The organism is Trueperella sp. HMSC08H06 (assembly GCF_001808465.1).
In the GTDB taxonomy this organism is placed as follows: Bacteria; Actinomycetota; Actinomycetes; order Actinomycetales; family Actinomycetaceae; genus Trueperella; species Trueperella bernardiae.
Genome location: NZ_KV793344.1, coordinates 220,910 through 247,369 on the forward strand (window position 1 = coordinate 220,910; position 26,460 = coordinate 247,369).

Annotated in this window: 24 protein-coding genes; 13 read left to right on the forward strand and 11 right to left on the reverse strand. The window is 64.3% G+C overall.

Going from position 1 to position 26,460, the window contains the following annotated elements; translation table 11 throughout:
* Positions 1-8: 8 nt before the first annotated feature.
* The 6 genes from atpD to HMPREF3174_RS03395 all read left to right on the forward strand — a co-directional run bounded on the left by atpD (position 9) and on the right by HMPREF3174_RS03395 (position 4,100).
* The gene (atpD, locus tag HMPREF3174_RS03370; RefSeq protein WP_062613453.1) at positions 9-1,472 is read left to right on the forward strand and encodes a F0F1 ATP synthase subunit beta; all 1,464 of its coding nucleotides are present in this window, start codon (positions 9-11) and stop codon (positions 1,470-1,472) included.
* Entirely contained in the window at positions 1,469-1,756 is a 288-nt protein-coding gene (locus tag HMPREF3174_RS03375; protein ID WP_062613454.1) for a F0F1 ATP synthase subunit delta/epsilon, read from the forward strand. The genes atpD and HMPREF3174_RS03375 overlap by 4 nt, the downstream gene beginning before the upstream one ends.
* 12 nt (positions 1,757-1,768) lie before the next feature.
* The gene (locus HMPREF3174_RS03380; RefSeq protein WP_062613455.1) at positions 1,769-2,188 is read left to right on the forward strand and encodes a DUF2550 family protein; all 420 of its coding nucleotides are present in this window, start codon (positions 1,769-1,771) and stop codon (positions 2,186-2,188) included.
* A 125-nt stretch (positions 2,189-2,313) separates the two neighbouring features.
* Positions 2,314-3,009: an endonuclease NucS gene (gene nucS, locus HMPREF3174_RS03385; RefSeq protein WP_062613456.1), complete on the forward strand. Its 696-nt coding sequence runs from the start codon at positions 2,314-2,316 to the stop codon at positions 3,007-3,009.
* On the forward strand, positions 3,009-3,308 hold the full coding sequence (locus HMPREF3174_RS03390; RefSeq protein WP_068538690.1) for an ATP/GTP-binding protein: 300 nt from the start codon (positions 3,009-3,011) through the stop codon (positions 3,306-3,308). The genes nucS and HMPREF3174_RS03390 overlap by 1 nt, the downstream gene beginning before the upstream one ends.
* Before the next feature lie 60 nt (positions 3,309-3,368).
* Complete coding sequence (locus HMPREF3174_RS03395) at positions 3,369-4,100, forward strand: alpha/beta fold hydrolase (RefSeq protein ID WP_160326868.1); 732 nt, start codon at positions 3,369-3,371, stop codon at positions 4,098-4,100.
* 153 nt (positions 4,101-4,253) lie between these two features.
* On the opposite strand, the gene HMPREF3174_RS03400 is transcribed toward HMPREF3174_RS03395, so the two are convergent.
* Positions 4,254-5,357: a coiled-coil domain-containing protein gene (locus tag HMPREF3174_RS03400; RefSeq protein WP_062613459.1), complete on the reverse strand. Its 1,104-nt coding sequence runs from the start codon at positions 5,355-5,357 to the stop codon at positions 4,254-4,256.
* A 143-nt stretch (positions 5,358-5,500) separates the two neighbouring features.
* Here HMPREF3174_RS03400 and HMPREF3174_RS03405 point away from each other — a divergent pair, with 143 nt between their 5' ends.
* The 4 genes from HMPREF3174_RS03405 to HMPREF3174_RS03420 all read left to right on the forward strand — a co-directional run bounded on the left by HMPREF3174_RS03405 (position 5,501) and on the right by HMPREF3174_RS03420 (position 9,459).
* A complete protein-coding gene (locus tag HMPREF3174_RS03405; protein WP_068538692.1) occupies positions 5,501-6,613 on the forward strand; it encodes a hypothetical protein in 1,113 nt (370 codons plus the stop codon).
* Positions 6,606-7,619 carry a hypothetical protein gene (locus HMPREF3174_RS03410; RefSeq protein ID WP_062613461.1) on the forward strand — a complete coding sequence of 338 codons (1,014 nt, stop codon included), beginning with the start codon at positions 6,606-6,608 and terminating at the stop codon, positions 7,617-7,619. The genes HMPREF3174_RS03405 and HMPREF3174_RS03410 overlap by 8 nt, the downstream gene beginning before the upstream one ends.
* A gap of 12 nt (positions 7,620-7,631) precedes the next feature.
* Positions 7,632-8,537, forward strand: coding sequence for a tetratricopeptide repeat protein (locus HMPREF3174_RS03415; RefSeq protein WP_062613462.1), 906 nt, complete (start codon positions 7,632-7,634; stop codon positions 8,535-8,537).
* Positions 8,538-8,598: 61 nt separating this feature from the next.
* On the forward strand, positions 8,599-9,459 hold the full coding sequence (locus tag HMPREF3174_RS03420) for a MurR/RpiR family transcriptional regulator (protein ID WP_168160555.1): 861 nt from the start codon (positions 8,599-8,601) through the stop codon (positions 9,457-9,459).
* Here HMPREF3174_RS03420 and HMPREF3174_RS03425 read toward each other — a convergent pair.
* The 4 genes from HMPREF3174_RS03425 to HMPREF3174_RS03440 all read right to left on the reverse strand — a co-directional run bounded on the left by HMPREF3174_RS03425 (position 9,456) and on the right by HMPREF3174_RS03440 (position 15,107).
* On the reverse strand, positions 9,456-10,790 hold the full coding sequence (locus HMPREF3174_RS03425) for a lyase family protein (protein WP_070446425.1): 1,335 nt from the start codon (positions 10,788-10,790) through the stop codon (positions 9,456-9,458). The genes HMPREF3174_RS03420 and HMPREF3174_RS03425 overlap by 4 nt on opposite strands.
* Positions 10,791-10,806: 16 nt before the next feature.
* The gene (gene dcuC, locus HMPREF3174_RS03430; protein WP_070447873.1) at positions 10,807-12,165 is read right to left on the reverse strand and encodes a C4-dicarboxylate transporter DcuC; all 1,359 of its coding nucleotides are present in this window, start codon (positions 12,163-12,165) and stop codon (positions 10,807-10,809) included.
* A gap of 235 nt (positions 12,166-12,400) precedes the next feature.
* Positions 12,401-14,056, reverse strand: a complete 1,656-nt coding sequence (locus HMPREF3174_RS03435; RefSeq protein ID WP_070447876.1) for a glycoside hydrolase family 13 protein — start codon at positions 14,054-14,056, stop codon at positions 12,401-12,403.
* Between the two features lie 28 nt (positions 14,057-14,084).
* Complete coding sequence (locus HMPREF3174_RS03440; RefSeq protein ID WP_070447879.1) at positions 14,085-15,107, reverse strand: LacI family DNA-binding transcriptional regulator; 1,023 nt, start codon at positions 15,105-15,107, stop codon at positions 14,085-14,087.
* 276 nt (positions 15,108-15,383) lie between these two features.
* Between HMPREF3174_RS03440 and HMPREF3174_RS03445 the strand changes: the two genes are divergently transcribed.
* From HMPREF3174_RS03445 to HMPREF3174_RS03455, 3 genes are all read left to right on the forward strand, one after another.
* Positions 15,384-16,634 (forward strand): sugar ABC transporter substrate-binding protein, encoded by a 1,251-nt coding sequence (locus HMPREF3174_RS03445; protein WP_062613468.1) that lies wholly within the window; start codon positions 15,384-15,386, stop codon positions 16,632-16,634.
* 79 nt (positions 16,635-16,713) lie between these two features.
* Complete coding sequence (locus tag HMPREF3174_RS03450; protein ID WP_062613469.1) at positions 16,714-18,318, forward strand: ABC transporter permease subunit; 1,605 nt, start codon at positions 16,714-16,716, stop codon at positions 18,316-18,318.
* Entirely contained in the window at positions 18,319-19,224 is a 906-nt protein-coding gene (locus tag HMPREF3174_RS03455) for a sugar ABC transporter permease (RefSeq protein ID WP_062613470.1), read from the forward strand.
* 180 nt (positions 19,225-19,404) lie between these two features.
* Here HMPREF3174_RS03455 and HMPREF3174_RS03460 read toward each other — a convergent pair whose 3' ends face one another.
* The 6 genes from HMPREF3174_RS03460 to HMPREF3174_RS09650 all read right to left on the reverse strand — a co-directional run bounded on the left by HMPREF3174_RS03460 (position 19,405) and on the right by HMPREF3174_RS09650 (position 26,338).
* Positions 19,405-20,139 (reverse strand): cyclase family protein, encoded by a 735-nt coding sequence (locus tag HMPREF3174_RS03460; RefSeq protein WP_062613471.1) that lies wholly within the window; start codon positions 20,137-20,139, stop codon positions 19,405-19,407.
* Positions 20,140-20,251: 112 nt separating this feature from the next.
* Positions 20,252-22,531 carry a 5-methyltetrahydropteroyltriglutamate--homocysteine S-methyltransferase gene (gene metE / locus HMPREF3174_RS03465; RefSeq protein ID WP_070447883.1) on the reverse strand — a complete coding sequence of 760 codons (2,280 nt, stop codon included), beginning with the start codon at positions 22,529-22,531 and terminating at the stop codon, positions 20,252-20,254.
* A gap of 93 nt (positions 22,532-22,624) precedes the next feature.
* Positions 22,625-23,689, reverse strand: a complete 1,065-nt coding sequence (locus tag HMPREF3174_RS03470; RefSeq protein ID WP_083200568.1) for a methylenetetrahydrofolate reductase — start codon at positions 23,687-23,689, stop codon at positions 22,625-22,627.
* 254 nt (positions 23,690-23,943) lie between these two features.
* Positions 23,944-24,324 (reverse strand): ATP-binding cassette domain-containing protein, encoded by a 381-nt coding sequence (locus HMPREF3174_RS03475; RefSeq protein ID WP_083297665.1) that lies wholly within the window; start codon positions 24,322-24,324, stop codon positions 23,944-23,946.
* Complete coding sequence (locus tag HMPREF3174_RS03480; protein ID WP_070447889.1) at positions 24,225-25,715, reverse strand: ATP-binding cassette domain-containing protein; 1,491 nt, start codon at positions 25,713-25,715, stop codon at positions 24,225-24,227. The genes HMPREF3174_RS03475 and HMPREF3174_RS03480 overlap by 100 nt, the downstream gene beginning before the upstream one ends.
* A 359-nt stretch (positions 25,716-26,074) precedes the next feature.
* Positions 26,075-26,338 (reverse strand): radical SAM protein, encoded by a 264-nt coding sequence (locus tag HMPREF3174_RS09650; protein WP_082661145.1) that lies wholly within the window; start codon positions 26,336-26,338, stop codon positions 26,075-26,077.
* Between the last annotated feature and the right edge of the window lie 122 nt (positions 26,339-26,460).

Sequence of the window (26,460 nt, forward strand, 5' to 3'; positions counted from 1 at the left end):
AGAAGGAAATGACTATGACAGATACGTCTCAGAAGCTGGCTGATGGCCGCATCATCCAGGTGGTCGGAGCGGTCGTGGACGTCGAGTTCCCGCCGGATGGCCTTCCTGAAATCAACTACGCCCTCGAAGTCGAGGTCGCCCTGCCCGAGGACGAGGCGGACGGCGCCGAGGTCACGAAGACCATGGTGCTCGAGGTGGCCCAGCACCTGGGCGACAACATCGTGCGTACGATCGCGATGAAGCCCACCGACGGCCTGGTGCGCGGCGCGAAGGTGCGCAACACCGGCGCCCCGATCTCGGTGCCCGTGGGCGACGTGACCAAGGGCCACGTGTTCAACGTGGTGGGCGAGTGCTTGAACCTTGAAGAGGGCGAGACCCTCGAGGTCACCGAACGCTGGCCGATCCACCGCACAGCCCCGAACTTCGATCAGCTCGAGGGCCAGACCAAGATGTTCCAGACGGGCATCAAGGTGATCGACCTCCTCACCCCGTACGTGCAGGGCGGCAAGATCGGCCTGTTTGGCGGCGCGGGCGTGGGCAAGACCGTGCTCATCCAGGAGATGATCCAACGCGTTGCCCAGGATCACGGCGGTGTGTCCGTGTTCGCCGGCGTCGGCGAGCGCACTCGCGAGGGCAATGACCTCATCATGGAGATGGAGGAGGCCGGCGTTCTGGACAAGACCGCCCTGGTCTTCGGCCAGATGGACGAGCCGCCGGGGGTGCGTCTGCGCATCGCCCTGTCCGGTCTGACGATGGCGGAGTACTTCCGCGACGTGCAGAACCAGGACGTGCTACTGTTCATCGACAACATCTTCCGCTTCACGCAGGCTGGCTCCGAGGTCTCCACGCTGCTGGGCCGCATGCCGTCCGCGGTGGGCTACCAGCCCACGCTCGCCGATGAGATGGGCGCCCTCCAGGAGCGCATCACGTCCACGCGCGGCCACTCGATTACGTCGCTGCAGGCCATTTACGTGCCTGCTGACGACTACACCGATCCGGCGCCTGCCACGACGTTCGCCCACCTGGATGCGACCACCGAGCTCTCCCGTGAGATCGCCTCGCGCGGCCTGTACCCGGCGGTGGACCCGCTGGCGTCGACGTCGCGCATCCTCGACCCGCAGTACGTGGGTCAGGCGCATTACGACGTGGCGACCCGCGTGAAGTCCATCCTCCAGAAGAACAAGGAACTTCAGGACATCATTTCGATCCTGGGCGTGGACGAGCTCTCCGAAGAGGACAAGATCACCGTTGCGCGTGCACGCCGCATCGAGCAGTACCTCTCGCAGAACACCTACACGGCCGTGAAGTTTACGGGCGTGGAGGGATCCACGGTGCCGATCGACGAGACGGTTGAGGCCTTCCGTCGCATCACCGAGGGCGAATACGATCACATCCCGGAGCAGGCGTTCTTCAACATCGGCGGCATCGAGGACATCGAGCGCGCCTGGGCGAAGATTCAGGCCGAGTCATGAGGCTAGAGATCGTTACGCGAACCGGGGGCCTCTACAAAGGTGAGGTCTCTGAGCTCGTGGTGCCCGCATTCAACGGCGAGATGGGTATCCTGCCGGGTCACGCCCCCGTCATGGCCGTGATCTACAAGGGCACGGTACGCCTGGTGGAGAATGGGGAGCCGAAGTCCTTCAAGGTTGGCAACGGCTTCATGACCGTGGACCAGGACGACATCACGGTGGTCGTGGAGGATTACGACGACGCCGAGGCCAACGCCAAGATGTTCGAGGAACTGGGTGCGGAATAGGAACGGGCTGATATGGGCGAGGGCGGCATCTGGTGGATCATCGCGATCCTTGTGATGCTCGCCCTCGCCCTGTCATCCCTCTACCTGTATCGCATTCGCTACTTGCTCAATCACGAGGCCTCGATCCAGGTGTCGGTGCGGGGCGAGGACGGGGCGTGGCACAACGCGATCGCGATCCTTGGGCCTGAGTCCCTTGACCTGTATTCCACGCGCTCCCTGTCCTTGGCGCCGAAGGTGCGGTGGGTGCGCAACACGATGAGTTTTGAGGTGCAGCGCCCGCGCGGGGGTATCTCCGTGGTCACGGTCCTCATGCCCGGCAAACCAGGTAGCGCGGGGGAGAGCCGGCGGGTGGCCTCCAGTCCGGAGGAGATGGCGGCGCTGCTGTCCTGGATGGATTCCTCGCGCCCCTCGGCCGAGCCCACGCTCGGGTAGGGGTGAGCCGGGCGGGCGGCGTCGTGCGGCGGCTTGCATTGCCGGGCAGCGTCGTGAGGTAGCGGGCGCAAGACGCTCGGGCCGGGCGCTCTGCTAGGCTGGAGCATCTAGCGGAAAGGAAGCTCGTGCGAATCGTCATTGCGACATGCTCTGTGGATTATTCTGGTCGCCTCGATGCCCACCTTGAGCCCGCCAAGCGGGTAGTCATGCTCAAGTCAGACGGGTCGGTGCTTATCCATTCCGATGGCGGGTCGTACAAGCCGCTGAATTGGATGTCGGCGCCGTGCACGATGCGCGTGGAGGAGCCGGAAGCAGCGGAGGCTGAGCGCGGGATTACCGAAAAGTGGCGGGTGGAGCACGCGAAGATGGATGACGCGCTCGTCATCCACATTTTTGAGATCCACGAGGACATCACGGACGATTTGGGCGTGGAGCCAGGCCTGCTCAAGGACGGCGTAGAGGAACACCTGCAGCGCCTGCTCGCCGAGCAGACCGAGATCCTAGGCGCGGGCACGCAGCTGGTGCGGCGCGAGTATCCGACGGCGATCGGGCCGGTGGACCTGCTGGTGACGGACGCGCAGGGGCGCCACATCGCGGTGGAAGTCAAGCGCCGGGGCGGGGTGGACGGCGTGGAGCAACTGACCCGCTACCTTTCGCTGCTCGAGCGCGATTCCACGCTCCGTCCGATCCGCGGCATCTTCGCGGCCCAGGAGATCCGTCCACAGGCGCGGGTGCTGGCGGAGGACCGGGGGATTGAGTGCGTGGTGCTCGACTATGACGCGATGCGCGGAGTGGACCGGCCTGAGGATCGGCTGTTCTGATGGCCCGGCGGCGGAACAAGTATCAGCGTGAGGTTCGCCCGCTCGATCCGGAGCGGTTGATGAACTACACCCACTACGAGACCGCCGATAACGGCATGGAGTTCAAGGTTCACACCATCCGCGCGGGCACCAAGGAGTACGTGTGCCCGGGGTGTAACGGGATCATCATGGTGGGGGAATCGCACGTGGTGGCCTGGACGGAGGACAGCTGGTTTGGCCCGCAGGCGGGCCAGGAGGCGCGCCGGCACTGGCACACGTCGTGCTGGCAGGCGAAAGGGCGCCGCTCCACGGGCTTCTAGTGGTAGCGTGGTTTTATGATTGCATATCGTAGAACTGGGCCAGCGTCTGACCTTCCGCTTGTGCTTCTTCATGCACTGCCGTTGGATTCGGCGATGTGGAATGCCGTGCGCAGCGAGCTTTCCGACGTCGACATCCTTACCTTCGATGCCCCGGGCTTCGGGGAATCCGAACTGACCGCGGAGTTCATGGCGGGCGAGCCGAGCATCGCCACGTTCGTGGCCGCGATGAAGGCGCGCCTGGACGAGCTGGGCATCAAGCGCATCGCGCTCGGCGGGTTGTCGATGGGCGGCTCGGTGGCCGCGGAGTTCACGGTCACGTACCCCGAGCTCGTGGCCGGCCTTGCCCTCATGGACACGAACATCAATTCCGATGATGCCGACCGCAAGGCTTTCCGCCGCGACGCCGCCGCCAAGGCTGACGCGGGCCAGGGCTATGAGACGGTAAAGGACTGGACGACCACGATGGTGGGCCCGGATGCATCGGACGAGGTCCGGGCGTCGTTGGACGCCCGCTTCCGTGCCCTGCCGAATGAGGGCCTGGCGTGGATCCAGCGGGCGATGGCGAACCGTGAGGATCGCACGGACGCGGTGGCGCGGGTGAAGGGCCCGGTGTATTTCATTCGTGGTACGGAGGATCCCACGGCGTCGATGGAGAGCTACATGAAGCTCGCCTTGCGTACCGACCAGCCACGGATCAAGGAGATCCCGGGCGTGGGCCACTTCGCGGCTGATGAGAGCCCGGTGGAGCTGGCGGCCATTTTGCGCGATTTTTACGCGCACGTAGCCCGCTAAGTGGTGGCTAACTGGTAATTCTGGAGCCGATCGGGGCCGATACGGCCATGAAACCTCTCAGATTCACGAGTTAGCAACGCCGCGAGAGCGAAGAGGGCCCCGGGCGCATGCCCGGGGCCCTCGACGTGCCAGCGTCCACTTGGCAGAGCTTATCTACTCGGCTCCCTCGCCGGCACCGCCTTTCCCGGCTTTGTCTTCGGCCGAATCGACGATCTCCTCGAGTGCGATGGAGTGTGAGGAGGAGGTGAGGATCGCCCGGATGTCCTCCAGGTAGGACTGGAGGGAGTTGCGCTGTTCGCGCAGGGAGGCCACGTGCTCTTCGGCGGATTTGCGCTCGCCGTCGGCGGCGCTTTGCGCGGCGGAGCGGATGCGGTCGGCCTCCTCGCGTGCGGCCTCGAGGATGGCGGCGGCCTCTTCGCGGGCCTGGGTGAGGATGGCGGCGGCCTCGGTGTTCGAGGTGGCGGTGAGCTCGTCGGCCCGCTTGGTGGCTTCGACCACCCGGGCTTCGGCGTCCTGTGCCTCGTTTTCGGCCGCGCTCACCATCTCCTCGGCGCGGGCGCGCAGTTCGGCGGCCTGCTCGGTGAGGGCGCGGGCGGATTCGGCGGCCTTCGCGGCGATCTCGTCCTCCGCCTCGGCGCGCATCTTGGCCACCTCCTGGGCCACCGTGGAGCGCAGATTGGTCATCTCCTCTTCCGTCTGGGCCCGAAGGGCCGCGGCCTCATGTTCGGCCTCGGAGCGCAGGGCGGTGGTGTCCTTGTCGGCGAGCGTGCGCAGGCGGGCGGCCTCGCGTTCGGCGGAGGAGACCATTTCGTTGGCGGTTCGACGCGTGGTTTCGGACAGGGTGGCCGCTTCGGCTTCGGCCTTGGTGCGCATAGTTGTGGCCTCCGTCTGGGCGTGCTCGAGGGTCTTTTGGCTTTCGGATTCGGCGCTGGCGCGCAGCTGGGCGGCGCGGGACTTCGCGTCGGCAACCAGCGCGGCAGCGTCCTGGCGGGCGCGCATCATGAGGTCGAGCGCCTGTTCCTCGGTGGAGCGCAGGAGGCGTTCCACGCGCGAGCCGAGCCCGGAGTAGGAGGGCCGCTCATTTTCCCGCAGCGCGTCCTGGGCCTCGGTCAGCTCGGCGGAGAGCTGGAGGATCTGCGCGTCCAGGCGGGAGACGTGATCCCGCGTCTGCTCGAGGCTGGCCTCCAGCTGGGAGATGCGCTCGTCTACCTGAGCGCGGTCGTATCCGCGCATGACGACGGGGAATTGGTCGGTCACATTGGCTCCTTGATCGGTTTTCTCTCCCTACAGCGTAGTGTCACCGCGCCGTCGAGTCACTCACACTACGATGATTTTATTACCTGTGTCAGGATAGTGTTACACAATTGTTATCAAAGACTACTGGATGCTGAGGAACTGGTATGAAACGGATCGGCGGCCTGCTTTTGGTTATCCTGGGCCTGATCGTGGCGGTTTTCGGGATTGTCCGGGCTGCCACGGCTGAGGAATCGACCGTCGTTGAGGTGACGGTGCCAGGCGGCGAGTCGCAATTCATTTTCACCGCACCCGGCGTCCTGGAGATGGTGAATGACACGGTGGCGGTGACGCTCGAGGGCGAGGGCACGGTCCAGTGGGCGTTGGCCACGACGGGCGACGTCCGGGCCTACGTGGGCGACGCCCCGGCTACCGAGGTGACGGGCCTGGAGAGCTGGGAGGCCGCGTCGTCGGACACGGTCCCGGGCACGGATGAGGCGCGTGCCGCAATTGACGAGGCGGCGGCCAGCGAGGCCGGCTTCGTCATCACGGGCTCTGACCTGTGGCTCGATTCGGGCTCGGGGGAGGGGTCCGTGGAGCTCGAGCTCACGCCCGACACCAGCTTCGAGCAGTCCCTCATCGCGACGACGTCCACCGGGCAGGCGCCCGACCTCACGCTCACGTGGAACAGGCCGCTGGCGCTGTCGAACCCGATGCCGGTGATCGCGATCGGCGTGCTCCTCCTGCTGATCGGAGCTCTCCTTCTGCTGAGCGCGCGCCAGGCGCAGCAGGACCAAGCGAGCGTGGCGAAGAGCTACCGCGAGCGCAAGGAGCGCTCCGAGGCCGAGACCAGTATCATGCCGAAGATCCGGGGCGATGAGTCGCCGGAGGAGTTGGGCGTGCGTCAGTCGGCGGCTGAGCAGACCGGAGGCGCCTTCGGCGCGGGCATCCTTCCCGCCGTCAACCAGGAGCTGCGCGAGCGCGAGCTGAGCGACGCCGACCGGGTGGTGCTTCCCGTAGCGGACGAGGATCCCGACGTCGATCCCGCGGCTGTCGATGAGGCCGTGGAGCCGGCCGTAGAGCCCGAAGGATCTGAGGCTGACGCCCCCGCGGAGGCCGAGCAGGCTGAGCCAGCGGAAGGCGAGCCGACGGAAGTGGAGAGTGGCGAGCTCGGCGCGGACGACGTCGTCGGCGAAGCGGCCGAAGAGGAAAAGGACTGGCGGGCGCTGTGGAATTTCAAGTGGGGTACTCCGTTCCAGAAGGGAGACGAGGATGCGTAAGGCGGTGGCGGCGATTGCCGTAGTGACGCTGATGGGCGGCTGCGCGAGCGAGCAGGCGGTCCCGAGCCCGGTAAGCGGGTCGAACCCGCAGGTGGTGGTGGCGGACGCGAAGTTCGCCGAGATCGCCCAGGCGGCGGCAGATGGGATTGCCGCGGCGGACACGAGCCTGAACGCGGATGACCTCGGCGTGCGCGTGGGCGGGCCGGCCAAGACTTACCGCGCGGCCCAGCTCAAGCTTGAATCCCTGCTGGGCGACTCCTATGACCTCGACCCGCTGCTGGTGGATACGGATGCGACCCCGGTGTCGTCGGGCACGGCTTTCCCGCGTTCGATGATGGCCGTGGTGCCGCCGCGCGACGGGCAGAACCTGACCTCGCTGGCGGTGTGGAGCCAGGACTCGGCGCGCGGCAACTACCACCTGTGGGCGGACGTGGCGTTGTTCCCGGGCGTGGACGCGCCCACCATCGTCTCGCAGCTGAACAACGCCGAGGGCTTCCCGAACGTCGAGCCCGCGGACTACGCGGTGGACCCGAATGAGGTGCTCGCCGCGTACGTGGCCTACAACGGCACCCGCACCCAGCAAGCGATCGCTTTCGAGGCGGAGGACCCGCTCTACCGGCAGATCGCCAACCAGCAGGATGCCTTCGTGCAGTCGTTGGGGGACCTGGGTACGGCCGCCACGGACTTTTACGTAGGCGACGCGGGCCTGCGCGGCGTGGCCACCGACAACGGCGGCCTGGTGATCGTGGGCGAGATGCGCTACGCGATCCGGATCACGAAGACCGTGGACGGGGCCAAGCTGCGCATCGGCGGGCAGATCGGCGCGCTGTACAACGGCTCGGGGGAGAACGCCACGCTGGAGATCGATCACCAGGGCGTGGCGAACTATTCGACAACAGTGGCGTTCTACGTGCCGCCGGCAGGCGCGGATGCCACGGTGCGCGTGATCGGCTCGGCGGAGCCCACGCTGATTTCCGTGGAGAACGTGGCACAGGACCAGCAGTAAAGAGGAGAGCATATGTCGATGTCTATGGGTGGCGCTGTCGACCTGTCGATGTTTAACACGCCGGAGCCGCAGGCTGCGGGCGGGGCCGTCCAGGGCCCGTGGATTTACGACCTCACGGATCAGGGCTTGCAGGGTGCGGTGACGACGTCGGCGAAGGTGCCGGTGGTGGTGGTCTTCCACTCGTCCCATTCCGAGAATTCCCAAACCCTTGTTGCGATCTTCGAGCGGCTCATCACCGCCAAGGCCGGGCGCATCCAGCTGGCCAAGCTCAGCGTGGATGAGTACGCGGAGGTGGCCCAGTCCTTCGGGGTGAGCGCGGTGCCCGCCGCGGCCGCGCTCTTGCAGGGCCAGCCGGTCCCGCTCTTCCAGGGCATGCCCGAGGAGGCCCAGCTGGCCGAGACCCTCGACAAGCTCGTGGAGACTGCCGCCCAATATGGCATTAACGGCGTGCTCGACAACTCGGCGGCCGCCCCCGAACCGGAGGTCCCGCCGCTGCACCGCGAGGGGCGCGAGGCGCTCGAGAAGGGCGACCTCGCTGCCGCCCACGCCGCCTACACCAAGGCGCTCGCGGAGAACCCCGGCGACGACGAGGCCCAGACGGCCCTCCACCAGGTCGAGCTCCTGCAGCGCATCGAGAAGCTGGATATCGCCGGCGACGTGTCGAGGGTCGAGTCCGTGCTGCGCGCCGCGGCCGAGGCGCCGGTGAGCGACGTCGAGCCGCACCTGACCGCCGCCGACGTCGAATTCTCCCTCAACCGGCCCGACGCCGCGTTCGCCCGGCTCATCGAGGTGGTGCGGGCAACCAGCGGGGAGGATCGGGACTCCGCCCGCGAGCGCCTGCTTGCCTACTTCGACATCCTCGGGCCCTCCGAGGTGGTCACGCAGGCGCGTAAGGCGTTGACGAACGCGCTGTTCTAACGGGCGGCCAGCCTGACAATGTGGAGATAGACAATAGTTTCGAACCGTGGAAGGACTCGGCGTGAAACTCTCGCTCTTTAATCGACTTGCTAACGTCGAAACTCCGACGGCCACGGAATCTCTGCTCCAGGAATACTTCCAGGATCATTTCCCCAACATCGCGTTTGAGAACATTGAGGGCATCGCGGCGGGAGCAGGAGTGAGTCCCGCGTCCGTCACCCGCTTCGTGAGGAGCCTCGGATACGCGGGTTTCCGAGACTTCAGCGGTGCGGTGCGGGAGGAGGTGCGGGAGAACTTTGATTCCCCCGCCGAACGCAACGTCGCGCAGATTGAACCGTCGCGGCCGGCGGCGATGTGGTCGGCACAGGTGCAGACGGCAGAGGCGAGCATTGGCTCCTCTATCACGGAGGAGAGCGCGCTGGTCTTCGATGAGATCGTTGAGTTGGTGCGGGATCAGTCCCGGCCGCTCTATCTCTTCTCTCACGCCTCGGGGCGCTACCTGTTGCGCTATTTTTACCTGCTCGCGCGCTACCATCGGGGCAACATGAGGTCGCCGGAAGACATCGACGTCTTACCCCATGAGCTTGCGGGAATCGAGCCGAATGCTATTGCCTTGATTTCGATCTTTGACCGGCACCCGGCACCCATTAAAGGCCTGATCGAGTTTCTACACCAGAAAAAGGTTACGACCATCCTGGTGACGAACCGGCCAGCCTCGCCGCTACGCCAGCACGCGGATATCATCATGACGTTGCAGGCCCCGCCGCCGGTCGGCCGGTTCCGTAGCCGAAGCACCCTGCTCGTTTTCTTGGAGGCGCTCGTTGGAGCCCTCGAGAACGAGGGCTCCAACGAGCGCATTGAGCAGATCGAGGAACTGTTTACGAGCCAGGGTCTGATCATCAAACCCGGCCAATCCTCCTAGTCCTGTTCGCCCTGCCTGGCAAGGTGGGCGGACAGGCCCGTGTAGCTGTCGGGCTGCGAGAGTCGATCGAGGTCCACCGAGGCCAGTGCATCAGACAGCTCCGGTGACCGGGACACGAATGCGGCGAGGGTGGTGCCCTTTTCGCGGTACTCGGCCGCGAAATCCTGCAGTACGTGATGGGCGCGGTCGTGCCCGATATGGGGAGCCATCTGCATAAGGATGTTCTCCGTGAGGATGAGTGGACCGTCCAGCTCAGCATTGCGGCGCAGGTGGGCGGCGTTGAACGTGAGTCGGGTGAAGAGGCCGTTGAGCTTCTCCAGCGCGCCCCCGACCAGCACGAGCGTACGGGGCAGGACGTCGCGCTCAACCTCGAGCTGGCGGTGGTCGCGTTCGTGGGCACCTGGCGGTTGGGTGAGCAGGGTGGCTGTAGCTCCGGCGGCAAGCCGCGCGGCCACGGATGTCTTCATCATGGCGAAGGGGTTGCGCTTCTGCGGCATGGCGGATGAGCCGGAGAGGTGGGCATCCATGGCTTCGAATGCCTCGCCGATCTCGTTGCGCTGCATGTCGAAGAGGTCTTCGGCGATCTTGGCGAGGTTCTGGCCGAGGATGGCCACCACGCAGCACAGCATCGTGATCGAATCGCGGTCAGCGTGCCAGGGCAGCAGACGGAAGGTCAGGTCAAGCTGATCAGCTAGGCCCTCGGCGATTCTCGGCCCATCCTCGCCATTGGAGGCGTAGGTGCCGGCCGCCCCGGAGAACTGGACGCTGAGCGCCTCGTCTCTGCACAGCTGAAGTCGGCGCAGATCACGGTCGAGGCTGGCCTTCCAGCGGCTGATCCGTAGACCGAGCGTGGTGGGCAGGGCCTGCTGGCCGTTGGTGCGCGCCACCATGACAGTCTCTGCGTGCTCGTGAGCCAGACGCTCGCACGTGTCGCGCAAGGCGATGAGGTGACTTTCCATTAGATCGAGTGATTCGCGGATTTGCAGGGCGCGCGCGGTGTCAAGGATGTCCTGGCTGGTTGCGCCATAGTGGACCCAGCCGCGATGCTCCGGGGGAATCGTCTTGCGGATGTTGTCGAGCCCGACGATCAGGGGGTTGCCGACGCCACCCTGGCTGACGGCGTCGACGAATTGGTCGGAGACGCGGGCATTGGCGCGAATGGCCCGGGCGGCCTCCTTCGGAATGATGCCAAGCGTCGCCTGGACTTCGGCGAGCGTGGCCTCGACCTCGAACCACGCCTCGAGGGTGCGCCGTTCGCCCCAGATCTCATCGAAGTCGGTGTAGACGTACCCCCTGCGGGTCAGTGCGCTATCAAGCAAACCAAAAGACACGGTGATTTCCTTTCTATTAGCCAACGATCAGGCTGAGGGTAGTCATGACGACGATGCCGACAGCCATCGGGAGCGCCGTGCGCTTGACGATCGCGGCGGGGCTGACGCCGACTGTTCCAGCGACAGAGATAACGACGCCGGAGATAGGAGACATTGAGCGGAACAGGCCACCCGCGAACTGCATTGGGGTGACGAGGGTGGCAACCGAGCCGCCCATGTCGCTCGCAACCTTAGGAGCGAGCGAGGCGAAGGCAGAGAAGGCGCCGACACCGGAGCCGGTGAGGAAGGTGACGAGGCCGACGATAAGGGTGAGGATGATGGCCATCACACCGATCCCGATTTCGCCGCGCTGGGCGAGACCGATGAGACCGTCGATGAGGCCCGTGATTTTGAGGCCTTCGGCGAAGACCTGTGCAGCAATAATGAGCGCGACCACGGAAGTAAAGATGTTACCCATGCCTGCAAAGAACTGACGTGCGTCAAGGAAGACGCCGTTGATCTCCCGCCTGCGGATCAGCTCGATCACCATGGCGGCGAGCCAGACGACGAAGAAAGCAGAAACGGTCGACAACTCAATGGCGTCGTTCGTGAGCGGGCTGAAGACAATGAGGAGGATGATGGGGCAAATCACCAAAAGGGCGTACCACTTGGGTGCTGACGCTCCCGCGGCCTGTTCCTGCTCGACCTGGATTGCCGAGGCGGCCTCGCGTCGATCGACGTACTTCTGGGTGAAGTAAATGGTGACGGCGATGGCGATCATCGTGGGGATCGCCACGGGTAGCTGATTCTTGACGAAGTAGACGGCGGGGGAGACCCCCACAGTCTCAGCGGCGAGGATGGCCGTTCCTGTACCAGGGCCCATGGGCAGTGCCGAGACCGACGCGATGACGGCACCCGCCGCGGCCGGGCGAACCCCCGCCGATTTGAGGATCGGCAAGAGGGTGACCAGCAAAAGGAGGGCGAGACCCGCGGCGCTTGGGATCACCATGAAGAGCGATTGACCCAGGAAATAGGCAATGACCAGGAGGACGTAGGGCCGGTGGAACCTCTCCATCGGGCTGGCGGCTACCTCGACGAGTGCTCGGGTCGCGCCGATCTTCTTCATGTAGGATGAGAAACCACCAGCGGCCATGATGATTAACCCAACCCCTGCGAGCTGGTTCTTGGCAACGGACTCGATGACTCCGAAGATGTCAACCCATCGCGAACCCGAGGTCGCGTCCTCTGACAGCGGCATCGCGCTCGAATCCAGAATGACTGCGGCCCCAATCAGTAACAGACCTGCGAGGAGGAGCACCATGATCGGCTGCTTCCCCTTGACGAGCATGTATCCTGCGCCAATGGTGACCAGGATAGCGAGAATGATGAGAAACATCGCCCACCCCTTCTTAGTGTTGGCGCCATCGCCAACGGCTGAGAATTAGCTTTCATGTCTTCGTTGGTTGAAAACTAATATTCAGAGTACGCCTACGAAAAGAGGTTTTCATCAAAATAGTGGTGTGAATTGATTGTTTTCGCGCCCGCACGGTCAGTTCTTTACGGAGACTCGGCCCGGAATAGGACGTTGGGCCCGGGAGTTTCCTCCCGGGCCCAACCGTGTCCGTGGCGTTCTACAAGGTGTACCACACCGCGGCGTTCGGCGGTATGACCCCGGCGAAGGGCCGGGACTGGACGAGGATCTTCGCGCCGGCAGGGAGCTCGGCGGGCTCGTCGAAGGTGCAGATGACGTGGACGTCATCGCGGCCTGCCAGCCGGGAGACGTAGTGCAGGTGGTGGCCCTCCTCGGGCTCGTTCAGCTCAGCACGGGCCATCCCCAGTCGCTTACGCTCGGCCAGCAGCGTGTGGAAGAGCGTGAGGGGCGATGCCGGGTCGGCGGCCTGCGCGTCGGCGGCCAGCTTGCCATACTCCTTGGGCTGGGGCAGCCAGGTCGCCCCGCTGGGGGAGAAGCCGTAGCCGGGCGCGTCCGCCTGCCACGGCATGGGGATGCGGCAGCCATCGCGGCCGGCCTCGGCGCCTTCGGTGCGGAAGAAGGCGGGGTCCTCGCGCACCGAGTCGTCGAGCGCCATGTGCTCAGGAAGCCCTAGCTCCTCGCCTTGGTAGATGTAGCACGAGCCGGGAAGCGCGGCCTGGAGCACGTGCGCCGCGAGCGCCCGGTCAAAGCCGAGCTCCACGTCCGGCTGCGTGTCGGTGGAGCGAATCCCGTTCGGGCCCTTGCCCGTGACCGGCAGGCCCATGCGGGAAGCCGCGCGGACGACGTCGTGATTGGACAGCACCCAGGTGGTGGGCGCGCCCACGGAGTCCATGGCGGCAAGCGAATCGGCGATGACGGCCCGGTAGGAGTCGACGTCGAACGGCGTGCACAGGAAGTCGAAGTTGAAGGCCTGGCTCATCTCGTCCGGGCGCACGTAGTTGGCCAGGTCCGTCAGCTCGTCCACCCAGGCCTCGGCGACGAGCGCCCGGTCCGGCCCGTACTCGTCGAGCACGGCGCGCCACTCGCGGTAGATCTCGTGCACGCCGGGCTGGTTCCAGTGCGGCGGGCGTGGGGCGTCCCCGATGCCGGAAACCATCGCCACCTCGTAGTTCCAGTTGGGTAGCGCTTTGTCTTTGACCAGCCCGTGGGCCACGTCGATGCGGAAGCCGTCCACGCCCCGATCCAGCCAGAAGCGCAGGATGTCGCGGAACTCGGCCCGCACTGCGGGGTTGTCCCAGTTGAGGTCCGGCTGGCTGGAATCGAACAGGTGCAGATACCACTGCTTGTCGTGCTCCCAGGGCGAGCCGGGCGCGTCGGACCGGTCGCACACGCGCGTCCATGCGGCCTTGCCGAAGATCGAGCCCCAGTCGTTGGGGATCTCCTCCCCTTCGCGGAACCAGTACAGCTCCCGCTCTGGCCCGCCTGGGTTGCGCAGGGCCGCCTGGAACCAGGCGTGCTGGTCCGAGGTGTGATTGGGTACCATGTCCACGATCACCTTCAACCCGCGCTCGTGGGCGGCGCGGACCAGCGCCACGGCGTCGTCATTCGTGCCGAACATCGGGTCCACGCGCCGGTAGTCCGCCACGTCGTAGCCCGCGTCCTTTTGGGGGGAGACGTAGAAGGGGCTGATCCACACCGCGTCGACCCCGAGGTCTTTCAGGTAGTCGAGCTTGCCAATGATGCCGCGCAGGTCGCCGATCGGGCCGGCGGAGGAGGCGAAGGAGCGGGGGTAGATCTGGTAGATAACGGCCTCGCGCCACCACTGGCCGGGGGCGCTTTGGGCATGAAGCAGCATGGGTATCCTTTGAATTGGGTAGGTGAACTTAGTGGCGGGCGGAATCGTGGTGGCGGCTGGTCGATTCGCGCACGATGAGCTCCGGTTCGAACTTCATCTTCCCGACGTCGGCCGGCGCGCCCCCGATCATCGCGAGCAGCGTGGACACCGCGGCCTCGGTCATGGTCTTGACCGGCTGGCGCAGGGTGGTCAGCGGCGGGTCGGTGAAACTGGTGAACGGCGTGTCGTCATAGCCGATCACCGACACGTCCTGCGGGACCTGCAGGCCCATCGAGCGGCAGCGCCGCACGACGCCGAGCGCCATGAGGTCCGAGCCGCAGATGATCGCGGTGCACCCCGCGCCGATCAGCTGGGAGGCCGCGAACTGGCCGCCCGACAGGGTGTAGAGAGTGTGGATGACGCGCGGCTTTTCGTACGGCAGCAGCTCGCGCATCGTATCAAGGTAGGCCTCGGTCTTGTCCCGGGAGGGAAAGAAGCGGATCGGACCGGAGGCCAGGCCGATCTTCGTGTGCCCGAGCGTGACAAGGTGGCGGATCGACTGGCGGACGGCCGAGGCGTCGTCGGCAGAAAAATCCGGGTTGGCGAGGGCCGGGTTGGCGCCGTTGATCGTGATGAACGGGATTCCCAGCTCCGAGATGCGCTCGTAGCGGGCTGTGTTCGCGGTAGAGTCCGCGTGCAGGCCCGAGATGAAGGCGAAGCCCGCCACCCGCTGGCTGATCATAGCCTCCACGTACGCGTCCTCAGTGGCGCCGCCGGCCATCTGCGTGCCAAGCAGGGGAGTGAAACCCTGCACTGTCATAGCGTTGGCGATCTGCTGGGTGAACAGCGGGAAGACGGGGTTGGTGAGCTCGGGAACGATGATGCCGATCTGGCCGCCGCTACGTTCGCGCAGCACCTCGGGGCGCTCGTAGCCGAGCAGGTCAAGTGCGGCGATCACTGCCTGGCGCGTTTCAGGGGCTACGGAATCCTTGCCGTTGAGGACCCGTGAGACGGTGGCGGTTGATACCCCTGCCTGTGCAGCAATATCAGATAGGCGGATCTTTCGGGCCACGGTTTCTCCAAGTCGTCGTTGAACTCACCGACACCTTAGCTTATTTGCAGAGATCTTGCGTGATATTTGCATAACACACTCTCCGTTGAGGTGGGTAAAGCGCGGAAACGCGCGGTTTTCGGGCGTTGTCGCTTGCGTGAATCTTGCACAATCCTTGTAAAGCCTTGCAAAGCGCTTTCGGGAACGTATGATCAAAGACACGCGGAAGGAAGCGAGCAATGAGGCTCCGTAACCTCGTTCGCTCCACCGCATCACACCACATAAAGAGGAGAGAAAATGCGAAGGAGCATTGCGCTTATTGCGAGCACCGGCCTGGCACTGACGCTGGCGGCCTGTTCAGACAACAACTCGTCCGGCAAGGAGACGACCTCTGCCCCGGCAACCGAAACCTCCACCGAGGCCCCCGCTGGCGGCGGCAAGCTCGTCATCTGGACCGACGCGAACCGCGAGCCGGCCTTCAAGATCGCGGCTGACAACTACAAGGCAGACACCGGCAACGAGGTCGAGCTCGTCGTCAAGGAAAATGACCAAATGCGCTCGGAGTTCTCCTCGCAGGCCGCCGCTGGCGAGGGCCCGGACGTCGTCTTCGGCGCCCACGACTGGCTCGGTGAGTTCGTCACCAACGGCCTGGTGGCCCCGGTCGAGCTCGGCGACAAGGCTGGCGACTTCAACGAGCTCGCCGTCAACGCCTTCACCTACGAGGGCACCACCTACGGCGTGCCCTACGCCGTGGAGAACCTCGCCATCTTCCGTAACGCCGACCTGGTGGACTCCACCCCGGCTACCTTCGACGAGATGATCGCCAAGGGCAAGGAAGCCGGCGTCGAGTACCCGTTCATCATGCAGGTGGGCGCCGACGGCGACCCGTACACCATGTACCCCTTCGAGGCCTCCTTCTCCGGCCCGGTCTTCACCCTTGATGGCGACAAGAACTACACCGCCGATCTCAACCTCGGTGGCGACAAGGGCAAGGCCTTCGCCAAGTGGCTCTCCGACAACGGCGAGAAGGGCACCGGCGTGCTCGACACCAACATCAGCTACGACATCGCTGTTGATGCCTTCAAGTCCGGCAAGTCCCCCTACATCCTCGGTGGCCCGTGGATGATCGCGGACTTTGCCGGCATGAACATCGCGGTTGACCCGATCCCGGCCGCTGGCGACATGCCGGCCTCCCCGTTCCTGGGCGTCCAGGGCGGCTTCATCAACGCCGGCTCGGCTAACCAGCTGCTCGCCACCGACTTCCTCGTCAACTACGTCGGCTCCAAGGAAGTCCAGGACAAGCTCTTCGAGATCGGCCAGCGCCTGCCCGCTCTGACCGCCTCCGCTAATGACGCGACCTCCGATCCGCTCATGGCCGGCTTCGCCGCCGCGGGCAAGGAGGCCCTCCCGATGCCGTCGCTGCCCGAGATGGGTGCCGTGTGGGGCTTCTGGGGCAAGACTGAGTCGCAGATCATCGCCGGCGACGCCGATCCCGCAGGCGTGTGGGACAAGATGATTACTGACATCGAAACAGAGATGAACAAGTAGTGATCCATGGAAAGTGCCGGCCGGTCTCGCTGACAGGCCGGCACTTGTCCTAAGAACCGAAGGGGAAACGTTGTCTTCGATGACAGTTCAGTCCGAGGCGACCAAGGGCAGGAAGCAGCGCCGCGAAGAGCTCCGCAAGAAGGACTCGCACGCCACCAACTGGTCCGTTGGTTTCATCACCAAGCTCATCCTCATGGCTTTGGTCAACGCCCTCGGCATCTACATTATCTTCACCGCATACACGATGGGCTCGTGGGTGGTCGGCACCCTCATGCTCCTCCTGCTGCTCGGCGTCGACTGGGTCTACTTCTCCAAGCGCACACTTGCCCTGAAGTACCTCGCGCCCGGCCTCGTGTTCCTGCTGATCTTCCAGGCGTTCACGATCGTCTACACCGGCTACATCGCGTTCACCAACTACGGCCACCAGCACACCCTGTCCAAGTCCCAGGCCATCGACGCTCTGGTCCTGCAAAACGCGTTTAAGCGCGTGGAAGGTTCGCCTCAGTACCCGCTCGCGATCGTGGAGAAGGACGGCGATCTTGGCTTTGCCGTCATCGACGACGGCGATCTCAAAGTTGGCACCGCCGAGATGCCGCTTGAAAAGGTCAAGGGCGAGACGGACGGGACGAAGATCACCGCCGTCGACGGCTGGGACATCATCCCGGTCTCCGGCCTGGCCGAGCGCCAGCAGGAGGTCATCAACCTGCGCGTGCCGCTGACCGACAACCCGGAGGACGGCACACTCGGCACCCAGACTGGCTCCACCGCCTTCCAGTTCACCTCGACCTTGCACTACGACGAGGCAAGCGACACGATGACGAACACCGAGACGGGCCTGACCTACAAGGCCAACGGGGAGACGGGCTTCTTCCAGGCCGACGACGGCTCCACGCTGTCCGTGGGCTGGCGAGTCGGGGTTGGGTTCGACAACTTCGTCAAGGGCTTCTCCGATGGCCGCTACGCCCAGCCGTTCGTCAAGGTCCTCATCTGGAACGTCCTGTTCGCCTTCTTCTCCGTGCTCACCACCTTTGTGCTGGGCATGATCCTGGCGATCGTGATGAACGACGAGCGGATGAAGGGCCGCAAGATTTACCGTACGATCATGCTGTTGCCCTACGCCTTCCCGTCCTTCATGACCGCGTTCCTGTTCGCGGGCCTCATGAACGCCAAGTACGGCTTCTTCAACGAGATGCTCGGCACGGCGATCCCTTGGCTAACCGACCCGACCATGGCGAAGGTCTCCGTGATCCTCGTGAACCTGTGGATGGGCTTCCCCTACATGTTCCTCATCGTCACGGGCGCACTCCAGTCCATCCCGGGCGACCTGGTGGAGGCGGCGAAAATCGACGGGGCGAACACCTACCAGGTGTGGCGCAACGTCACCTTCCCCCAGCTCATGATCGCGCTGACCCCGCTGCTCATCTCGTCCTTCGCCTTCAACTTCAACAACTTCAACCTGATCTACATGTTGAACGGGGGCGGCCCGTCGATGGCGGACGCCTCGGTGCCGGTGGGACACACCGACATCCTCATCTCCATGGTCTACAAGATCGCGGGCCTAACAGGCGAGGCGCTGCCGAACTACGGCCTGGCCGCCGCCATGTCGCTGGTGATTTTCCTGATCGTGGGAAGCGTGTCGCTGTACTCGTTTAAGAAGTCGAACTCGCTGGAAGGACTGAAGTAGATGACTGATCTGGCACAGCCTCAGGCGGGTCAGCTTGAGGTGGCACAAAACAAGATGAGTTTCGGGCGCTGGTTCCGCGAGCTCGGATTTAGGCACGTGGTGGGCATGCTCGCGGTGATTTACGCGGCGTTCCCGATCGTCTACATCGTCTCTGCGGCACTCAACCCGAACATCTCCACCACGCTCACGGGCGCAAACGCGCTCTTCTCGGACGTCTCCGTTGAAAACTTCACCGAGCTGTCCGACACCATGTTCTGGACCTGGCTGAAGAACACGCTCATCATCGGCGTGGCCACCTCGGTGGGCACGGTGCTCATGGGCGCGGCGGCGGCCTACGCGTTCTCGCGTTACCGCTTCCAGGGCCGCAAAGTCACGCTCATGTCGCTCATGATCATCCAGATGTTCCCGCAGCTACTGACCTTCGTAGCTATCTTCCTGCTGCTGACAACCCTGGGTGACATCATCCCGTGGCTGGGCATCGACTCGAAGATCGCCCTCATCGCCGTGTACTGGGGTGGCGCGCTCGGTGCGAACACCTTCCTCATGTACGGCTTCTTCAACTCCATCCCGATGGAACTGGACGAGGCGGCGAAGATCGACGGCGCCTCGCACGCCCAGGTTTACTGGACGATCATCATGCCGCTGGTCATCCCGATCCTCGCGGTGGTCGGCCTGCTGTCCTTCATCTCCGCGTTCAACGACTTCATCCTGTCGAGGACTATCCTCACCAGCCAGGAGAACTGGACGCTGGCCGTGGGAATGAACCTGTGGGTGGGCGGTAATGAAAAACACTGGGAGTGGTTCACTGCCGGCTCGATCATCTCGGCACTGCCGATCTTGCTGCTGTTCCTCTTCCTGCAAAAGTACATCGTTTCCGGCCTGACCGGAGGCGCTGTCAAGGGCTAAGGCTCCTTTCCTCGCCTTACCCGGTTCGGCCCCGCGCTCTCGCGCGGGGCCGAACTCGTTTGGGCCACGTGTGGGCCGGCAGACCGCGTTCGCTTAAAAACTCTTGGACGGTTTTGGGGCGATCTCCTCATATAAGAAGATCGCCCCAAAACCGTCCAGTGTATATAAATCGGCTTGTCTCTACTCGGCCTCAAACGTAGCCCAGGCCCGCACCGGCAGACCGTTCGCGCTCGCGATCTTCGGCCAACCGATGGAAATGAGCGCCCCGCGCACCGGCACCTGGTCAAGGTTGGCCAGCAGCTCGAGCTGGAACAGCCCCAGTCCCAGCACGTGGCGCTCCACGGCCAGGTCGCCAGCCGCCGCGCAGTCGACGGCCGGGTCCGTGTCGAGCGTCTCGTGCCCGATCCCGATCACGCCGCGATCGGCGAGCGCGCTCACCGCCTCCTTCGACCAGCCAGGCGAGTGCAGCGCCCCGTCGTCGTCGGCGTTGGCCAGCGCCGCGCCGTCGGGCCAGCGCTTGTGCCAGTCCGACCGGAAGGTCACGAAGCTGCCCGCCGGGATGGGGCCGTGCTCCGCCTCGTGCGCTTCGATGTCCGCCACCGTCAGCGCAAAGTCCGGGTTCGCCTCCACTTCCTCATGCCTATCGATGACGACAAGCGGCAATACCGCCTGATCCACCCCGAAGTCACGGGCGAGTGCGCCATCTTGGTGGAAGTGGCCGGGGAAGTCGATGTGCGTGCCGAACTGGCCGGGGAAGGTCTGGCGCTGAATGCGCAGGTTGTAGGGTGAATCGAAGTCGAGGATCGGGGTGTTGAGCTCGATCGCGCCTTCGGGCATGCCACCCCAGTAGGGGGAGTTTTCGTCGAGTTCGTGCGTGAGGTCCACGCGGGTCAGCTTGAGGTTCCACAGGGACATGGGAGGTCCTTTCGATGTCGTTGAGTCTTCAGCTCAGTTGTCTTCGGTGTCGGTTTGCGGCTAGCACCGCCGTCGTCGGGCCGCCGTCGGTCAGCGACGCCAGCCGCCGTCGTTACAGGCGCTCGCGCACCGACTGTGCGGCATCCACGAGGTTGCGCAGGGACTGCTCGGTCTCGGCGTAGGCGCGAGTCTTAAGGCCGCAGTCGGGGTTGACCCACAGGTGGTCTGCGGCAACGTTCCTCAGTGCGGCCGAGATGAGGTCGGTGAGCTCGGCGGTGTCAGGCACGCGCGGGGAGTGGATGTCCCACACGCCGGGGCCGATGTCGTTAGTGAAGGTGCCCTCCACCGACTCGAGCAACTCCATGCGCGAGCGCGCCGCCTCCACGGAGGTGACGTCGGCGTCGAGGGCGGCGATCGCGCCGATGATCTGGTTGAACTCCGAATAGCACAGGTGGGTGTGAATCTGGGTGTCCTCCCGCACGCCCGAGGTGGCGAGCCGGAATGCGCCCACCGACCAGCCGAGGTAGTCCTCGTGTCGGGCCTCGTCCAGCGGCAGGAGTTCGCGCAGCGCCGGCTCGTCCACCTGGATCACCGTAATGCCCTTGGCCTCCAGGTCCGCTACCTCGTCACGCAGGGCGAGCGCGAGCTGGTCGGCCACCTCGCCGAGTGGGGTGTCACGGCGCGGGAAAGACCACGCGATGATCGTGACCGGCCCCGTGAGCATGCCCTTGACCGGCTTACTCGTGAGCGACTGGGCGTACTCGATCCACTCCCCACCGAGCGAGCGCGTGCGGTAGACGTCGCCCCACAGGATCGACGGGCGCGTGCACCGTGAACCGTAGGACTGCACCCAACCGTTGTGGGTCACCGCGAAGCCCTCGAGTAGCTCGGCGAAGTACTGGACCATGTCGTTGCGTTCGGCCTCGCCGTGCACCAGGACGTCCAGCCCGATCTCCTCCTGCAATTCAATGACGTGCCGGATCTCGTTCTTCAGCACCTTGCGGTAGCCGGCCTCGTCCAGCTCGCCCGAGCGCCGCTTCGCCCGCGCCACCCGCAGCTCGCTGCGCTGGGGGAACGAACCGATCGTCGTGGTCGGCAGGAGTGGCAGATCGAGGCGGGCGCGCTGGAGGGAACGGCGCAGGACGGCGTCCCCGCGGCGGCGGTCCCCGGGGCGCAGGGCGGCGGTGCGCTCGCGGACGCTAGCCACCGTGACGCCGTCGGCACTCGCGCGCTGCTCGAACGCGGCGGTCGAAGCGGCGATGTCGGCGTCGATCGCGTCCCAGCCCTCGCGCAGGCCCCGGTCGAGCGTGACGATCTCCGCTACCTTCTCATCCGCGAACGCCAGCCAGGCGTGCAGGTTGGCATTCAGCGGCTCGTCCCACACCTCGCCCTCGAGCGTATGGGGGACGTGCTGCAACGACGTCGTCGTGGACGCCACAACCCTCGCGCCCGTGGCCCGCGCCCGCTCGAGTTTGTCGGCTGCCTCGCGCAGGTCCGTGCGCCAAATGTTGCGCCCGTCCACGACGCCGGCCGCGAGCGTCACGCCCTCCGCCCGCGCGCCCTCGGGCAGGGAGCCGCGGTCAAGATCGACGCCGATCGCCTCCACGCCCGTCGCGGCCAGGGCCTCGAAGGAGGCCGAGGAGTCGCCGTAGGGGACCGCGAGGAAGATCTGCGGGCGGGACTCGAGAGATGCGAGCTGTGAGTAAACGCGGGCGGCGATCTCGGTGAGGCGGGCCCTGCTGGCGGGCAGATTATCGGTGGCCAACGTCGGCTCGTCGAACTGCACCCACGGCGCTCCGGCGCCCTGAAGCTCGGCGAGGAGGGCGGCGTAAGCGACGGCGACGTCGTCGATACGCGTAAGCGGGTCAAAGTCCGGCTCGCGCTCAGTGCCCTTCGCCAGCGCCAGGAGCGTGACCGGTCCGACGACGACCGGCCGCACCGTGTACCCCGCCTCCGCGGCCTCGGTGTAGCGGGCCACGACCTGGCGGTCGGTGTATGCCACAGCGGTGGTCGAGTCGATTTCGGGGACGATGTAGTGGTAGTTCGTGTCGAACCACTTCGTCATCTCGTTTGCCGGGTGGGAGGCGTCGCCGCGGGCTGCGGCGAAGTAGGCGTCCAGGCCGTCGAGGTCTGCGAAGCGAGCGGGAATAATGCCGGCGAGGAAGGCGGCGTCGAGCACCTGATCGTAGTAGGTGTGGGTGTCTGGGATCGCGGCCGGCTCGGTCAGGCCTAGCTCGGTGAGGCGGGCATAGTTGGCCAGACGCAGGCTGCGGGTCGCATCGAGGAACTCCTCGCGGGTGGTCTTCGCGGCCCAAAAGGATTCGAGGGCCCGCTTGAGCTCGCGGTTGGCGCCGATGCGGGGATAGCCGAGGATGGTCGAGGGCAGAGTCATGAAAAGTCCTTCGTGTCTTAATGGTCAGTGTGGTCGGGTGCGGAATGAAAACCTGGGAGCCGGCCCGCAAGCGGATCCCAGCAGGGCATTCGTCTAGGCATGATGCTCCTTGGCGACCAGGTCCATGACCGCGAGCGCGGGGACGGCCTTGTTGAAGGTGTAGAGGTGGACGCCGGGGGCGCCACCGTCGAGCAGCTCGAGGGCGAGGTCGGCCGCGATCCGGACGCCGATCCGCTCTTCCTCCTCGGGTGTGGCGGCGGTGGCGAGGGCCTCGAGGATCTCGGGGGAGGCCACCACGCCAGTGAGCTCCTGGGTGCGAAGCACGCGCCGGGTCTCGACCGGCGGGAGGATCCCCGGCACGATCGGGATGGTGACGCCAGCCGCGCGGGCCAGCTCCACGAAGCGGGTGAACTCGGCGGCGTGCCAGGAGAACTGGGAGATGGCGAAGTCGGCGCCGGCTACCTGCTTATGGACCAGGCGCTCGACCTCGGTCTCCGGGCTCGTGCCCGCCGCCGGGTTGCCGGCGGGGAAGGTGGCCACCGCGATGCGGATTGGCTGGAGCGCGCTTTGCAGGGCGAGCGGGGCGGAGCGGGCGTTGCGCTTGTAGTCGACCTCGCGGATGAGACGGATGAGGTCGGTGGCCCGGACCAAGGCGTCATCGGCCGGAGTCCAACCCGGCTTGCCAAGAGGCGGGTCGCCGCGCAGGGCGAGGAACGTGCGCACGCCAGAATCTAGGTAGTCCGTGACGATCTGCGTGATCTCCTCGATCGACGTGCCCACGCAGGTCAGGTGCGCGATCGGGGGAGTGGGCACGTGCCGGGCGAGGATCTCCGTGACCGCCCGGGCCCCGCGCCGATCCTGGCCCGCCGCGCCGTAGGTGACCGAGATGAAGTTTGGCCGGGCGTCCACCAGCTGCTTGACCGTGGTCCAGAACTTCGGGGCGGTCTGCGGGTTGCGCGGCGGCATCACCTCGAACGACGTGGTGATGTGGGAGGGGAGCTGGTCGCTGCCGCGGGCGGGGAGCCAGCCGAAGGACGCCGGATTGGCGGTGGGTTCTGGCGGGTTCGCGGCCGGGCTTGTCACCGTTGGGTCGGTGGCCCGCGCGGCCGGCGTCGGAACAGCAGAGAGTACAGGGGTAGCAGAGGTACAGGTAGCCATGATCATCCTGGAAAAACGTAGGATGTGGGCTCAAACGGCCTCGATCGGCGAGGCGGCTTGTTTTAGAAAAGTGCTACGAGCGCCTGCGCGCCCAACGTGCGCAGGAACCTAGCACACGTACATTCGCGCAACGACACCAGCAGTCATGACCGACTGGGCGTGAGCATGCGCGTAAATCTTCATGGCAATAACTTAACTCGAATCGTTCCCGCTGTCCAAAGGGGACCCTGAAATGTCTCACATTTCGATCGGCCCTAGAGAGTCGAGGAATCGTTGGGAGAATACCGCCCACGATCCTCAGCCTCCATGATCTGTGCCTCAAACATTTTCCGGAAGGCAGTTCCCGGAGACATCAGTTCATCAAAACTTCCAGATTCGAGGATCCTGCCAGCGTCGAGGAGGTAGATGGTGTCCGCCCATTTCAAGGTTGAGAGCCGATGGGAAGTGAGGATAAAGATCCTGTCCTTGGCGAGAGCTGCGAACTTCGAGAACAGTTCTTCTTCGCCGGCGGCATCGATGGTGCTCGTCGGTTCGTCTAGGATCCACACGTATTCGTCCATGACCATCGCGCGGGCGATGGCAAGCCGCTGCCATTGACCCCCCGACAGCTCGATTCCGCCCCACTGGCTTCCCAGGGGGTGTCAAGTCCGTTCGGGGAGTCCCGGAAAATAGGTGCGATGCTTGCAAACTCTAAGGCGTCCCACAGCTGGGAATCGGCCGCGCGCTGCCTGCTTCCCAACATCAGAAACCGACGCACCGAGATTTCGTAACGCCCATAATCCTGCAGAACAGCGGACACATAAAAGGAAATATGTTCGTCTTCTCCCACGTTGATGGTGCGGTCGCCGATCAATACGCCCCCTGATGCGTCACGCTGTGTGTTCATCAAGGCCTTGAGAAGCGATGTCTTCCCGCTCCCGTTCTCGCCCACTATTGCGGTGAGCTTGCCGGAAGGAGCTTCGAGGGACACATGATCAACGGCGCGTAGCGTGCCGTAGTTGACCGTCACATCGGTGGCGATGAGAGCCTCGGCGTTTCGAACGTCCAAAGGACTTGATTGCTCGGTAGGTCTGTCAGCAAACGAACGGAGATGCTTGTTCGCCGGCAGCGATGTGACAAGCTCCCCGATCTGGTACCCGATGCCCATCATTGCGCTGATCCCTGCCATCACGCCGGCGGTTCCGGCGAACAATGCGCCGATGTTGTTACCGGAGTCCCTGTAGAGCGTGAGAAGCGCGATTGCAAACAAGCCAGTTGTCACGAGCCCGGCCAGCGAATCACTCGCGATTGACAGCCACTCTAGTCGTTGTCTGATCGCCATATGCGCGCATCGGTGATGCGCAGCTAGCTCGGCGAAAACATTCGTCGCCCGTAGGGTCGATATTTCGACCGCCGTACGCTGGTATGAGATCTGGTCCTGAAGATACGTGGATCGGCGAATCTCTTCTGTTGCCTGTGGCCAGAGGTGGGATTCCTGTTTCCCGTACCAGGCATATGCAAGCGTGGTGGGAATGGGTGCAAGGAGGCTGATCAGTGCGGCTGCCGTGCTGATTTCCCACAAAGAGAGCGACAATGTGAACGCGGTCAGCGTCGCGCACGCGATATTGACCGTTGCCTGGAACTGCGAAGAGACATGTCCCTCGGCAACACACTGCCGCGCCGCTCTCAACTCCTTCATGAACCCTTCGTCGTTAAACTCCCGAGCCGAAGCCTGAGATAGCCGATCCTGGAATAAGGAGGCAGAAGAAAGGTTGATCCTCATCGCATTCACGCGCGAGATTGCGTTGGAGACTTGTTGCCAGGCGTTCCCTGCGCCGAAAACGACGGCAACTAGGATGATGAGCCTGACGGCTCTCTGCTCCGAACCCATCGCGCTGGATAGCAACTTGATCAGCACAACGGTGGCGGCGGGGATTAAAGCAGCAACAATGAGAAACAAGATCGATGCGACAGCGCTAAGTGGAGTAGAGCGCAATCCGAATCGGAAGGCCCAAAGCCAGTGCGGGGTGTTCTTGTACGTCTCCACGGATTCACCCCTCAGCGAGAATCTTGACAATTTCCAATGCTAATCTCTGGTGGAGGTCGGACTCTTTGCCGGAGTACCCACATTGAACCCAGCTTTGTTCCTTTGATGTATCGAATCCGGAAATCACATCACCTATGGACATACCTGCCTGACCAGCACTGTCCCAGCAACTGTAGAGCTGCCCATGAGAGGTAACGACAATACCCTCTGGGTCAAACGGGGTGCCACAGGTTCTGCACAATCCAGAGTGCCCAGGGAGAGTCAAGCTAAAGCCAGCGGCAACTACGCTTCGTGCAAGCCTCACATACTCGCTGATGAATCTTTGGTCATAGGTGTGCGGGGTGTAAAACGGGGTTGAATCAACAACGGTCAAAGTGATCGAGATAAAGGAGTGGCTCCCCTCCAAGCAAGGAAAGGTGGATGCTTTGCTTTTTCTTTGTCGTAGCAAATTGGTGAATGAACCTCGAAATCTGTTCGTTCGATACGGACCGTTTCCCAAGGATTGGTTTACGTCGAGAATGAGATATGTCAGTCCTTTGATAGCAATAATCGCAGGATAAGTTGCAAGCAAACCCAGGCATATAGGCCACAGTTAAAACTCTGGGCTTCTTAGACTTTCCCATAGTCACAAGTAGCCTCAGGGCAACTGCACCGAATCTAGTTACGGTCCCGTTAGGAGTCACCAATGATCTTGGCAGGAAGAAAACGCCCGAACTGGGGTTACCCTGTGTTTGTTGACACTTGA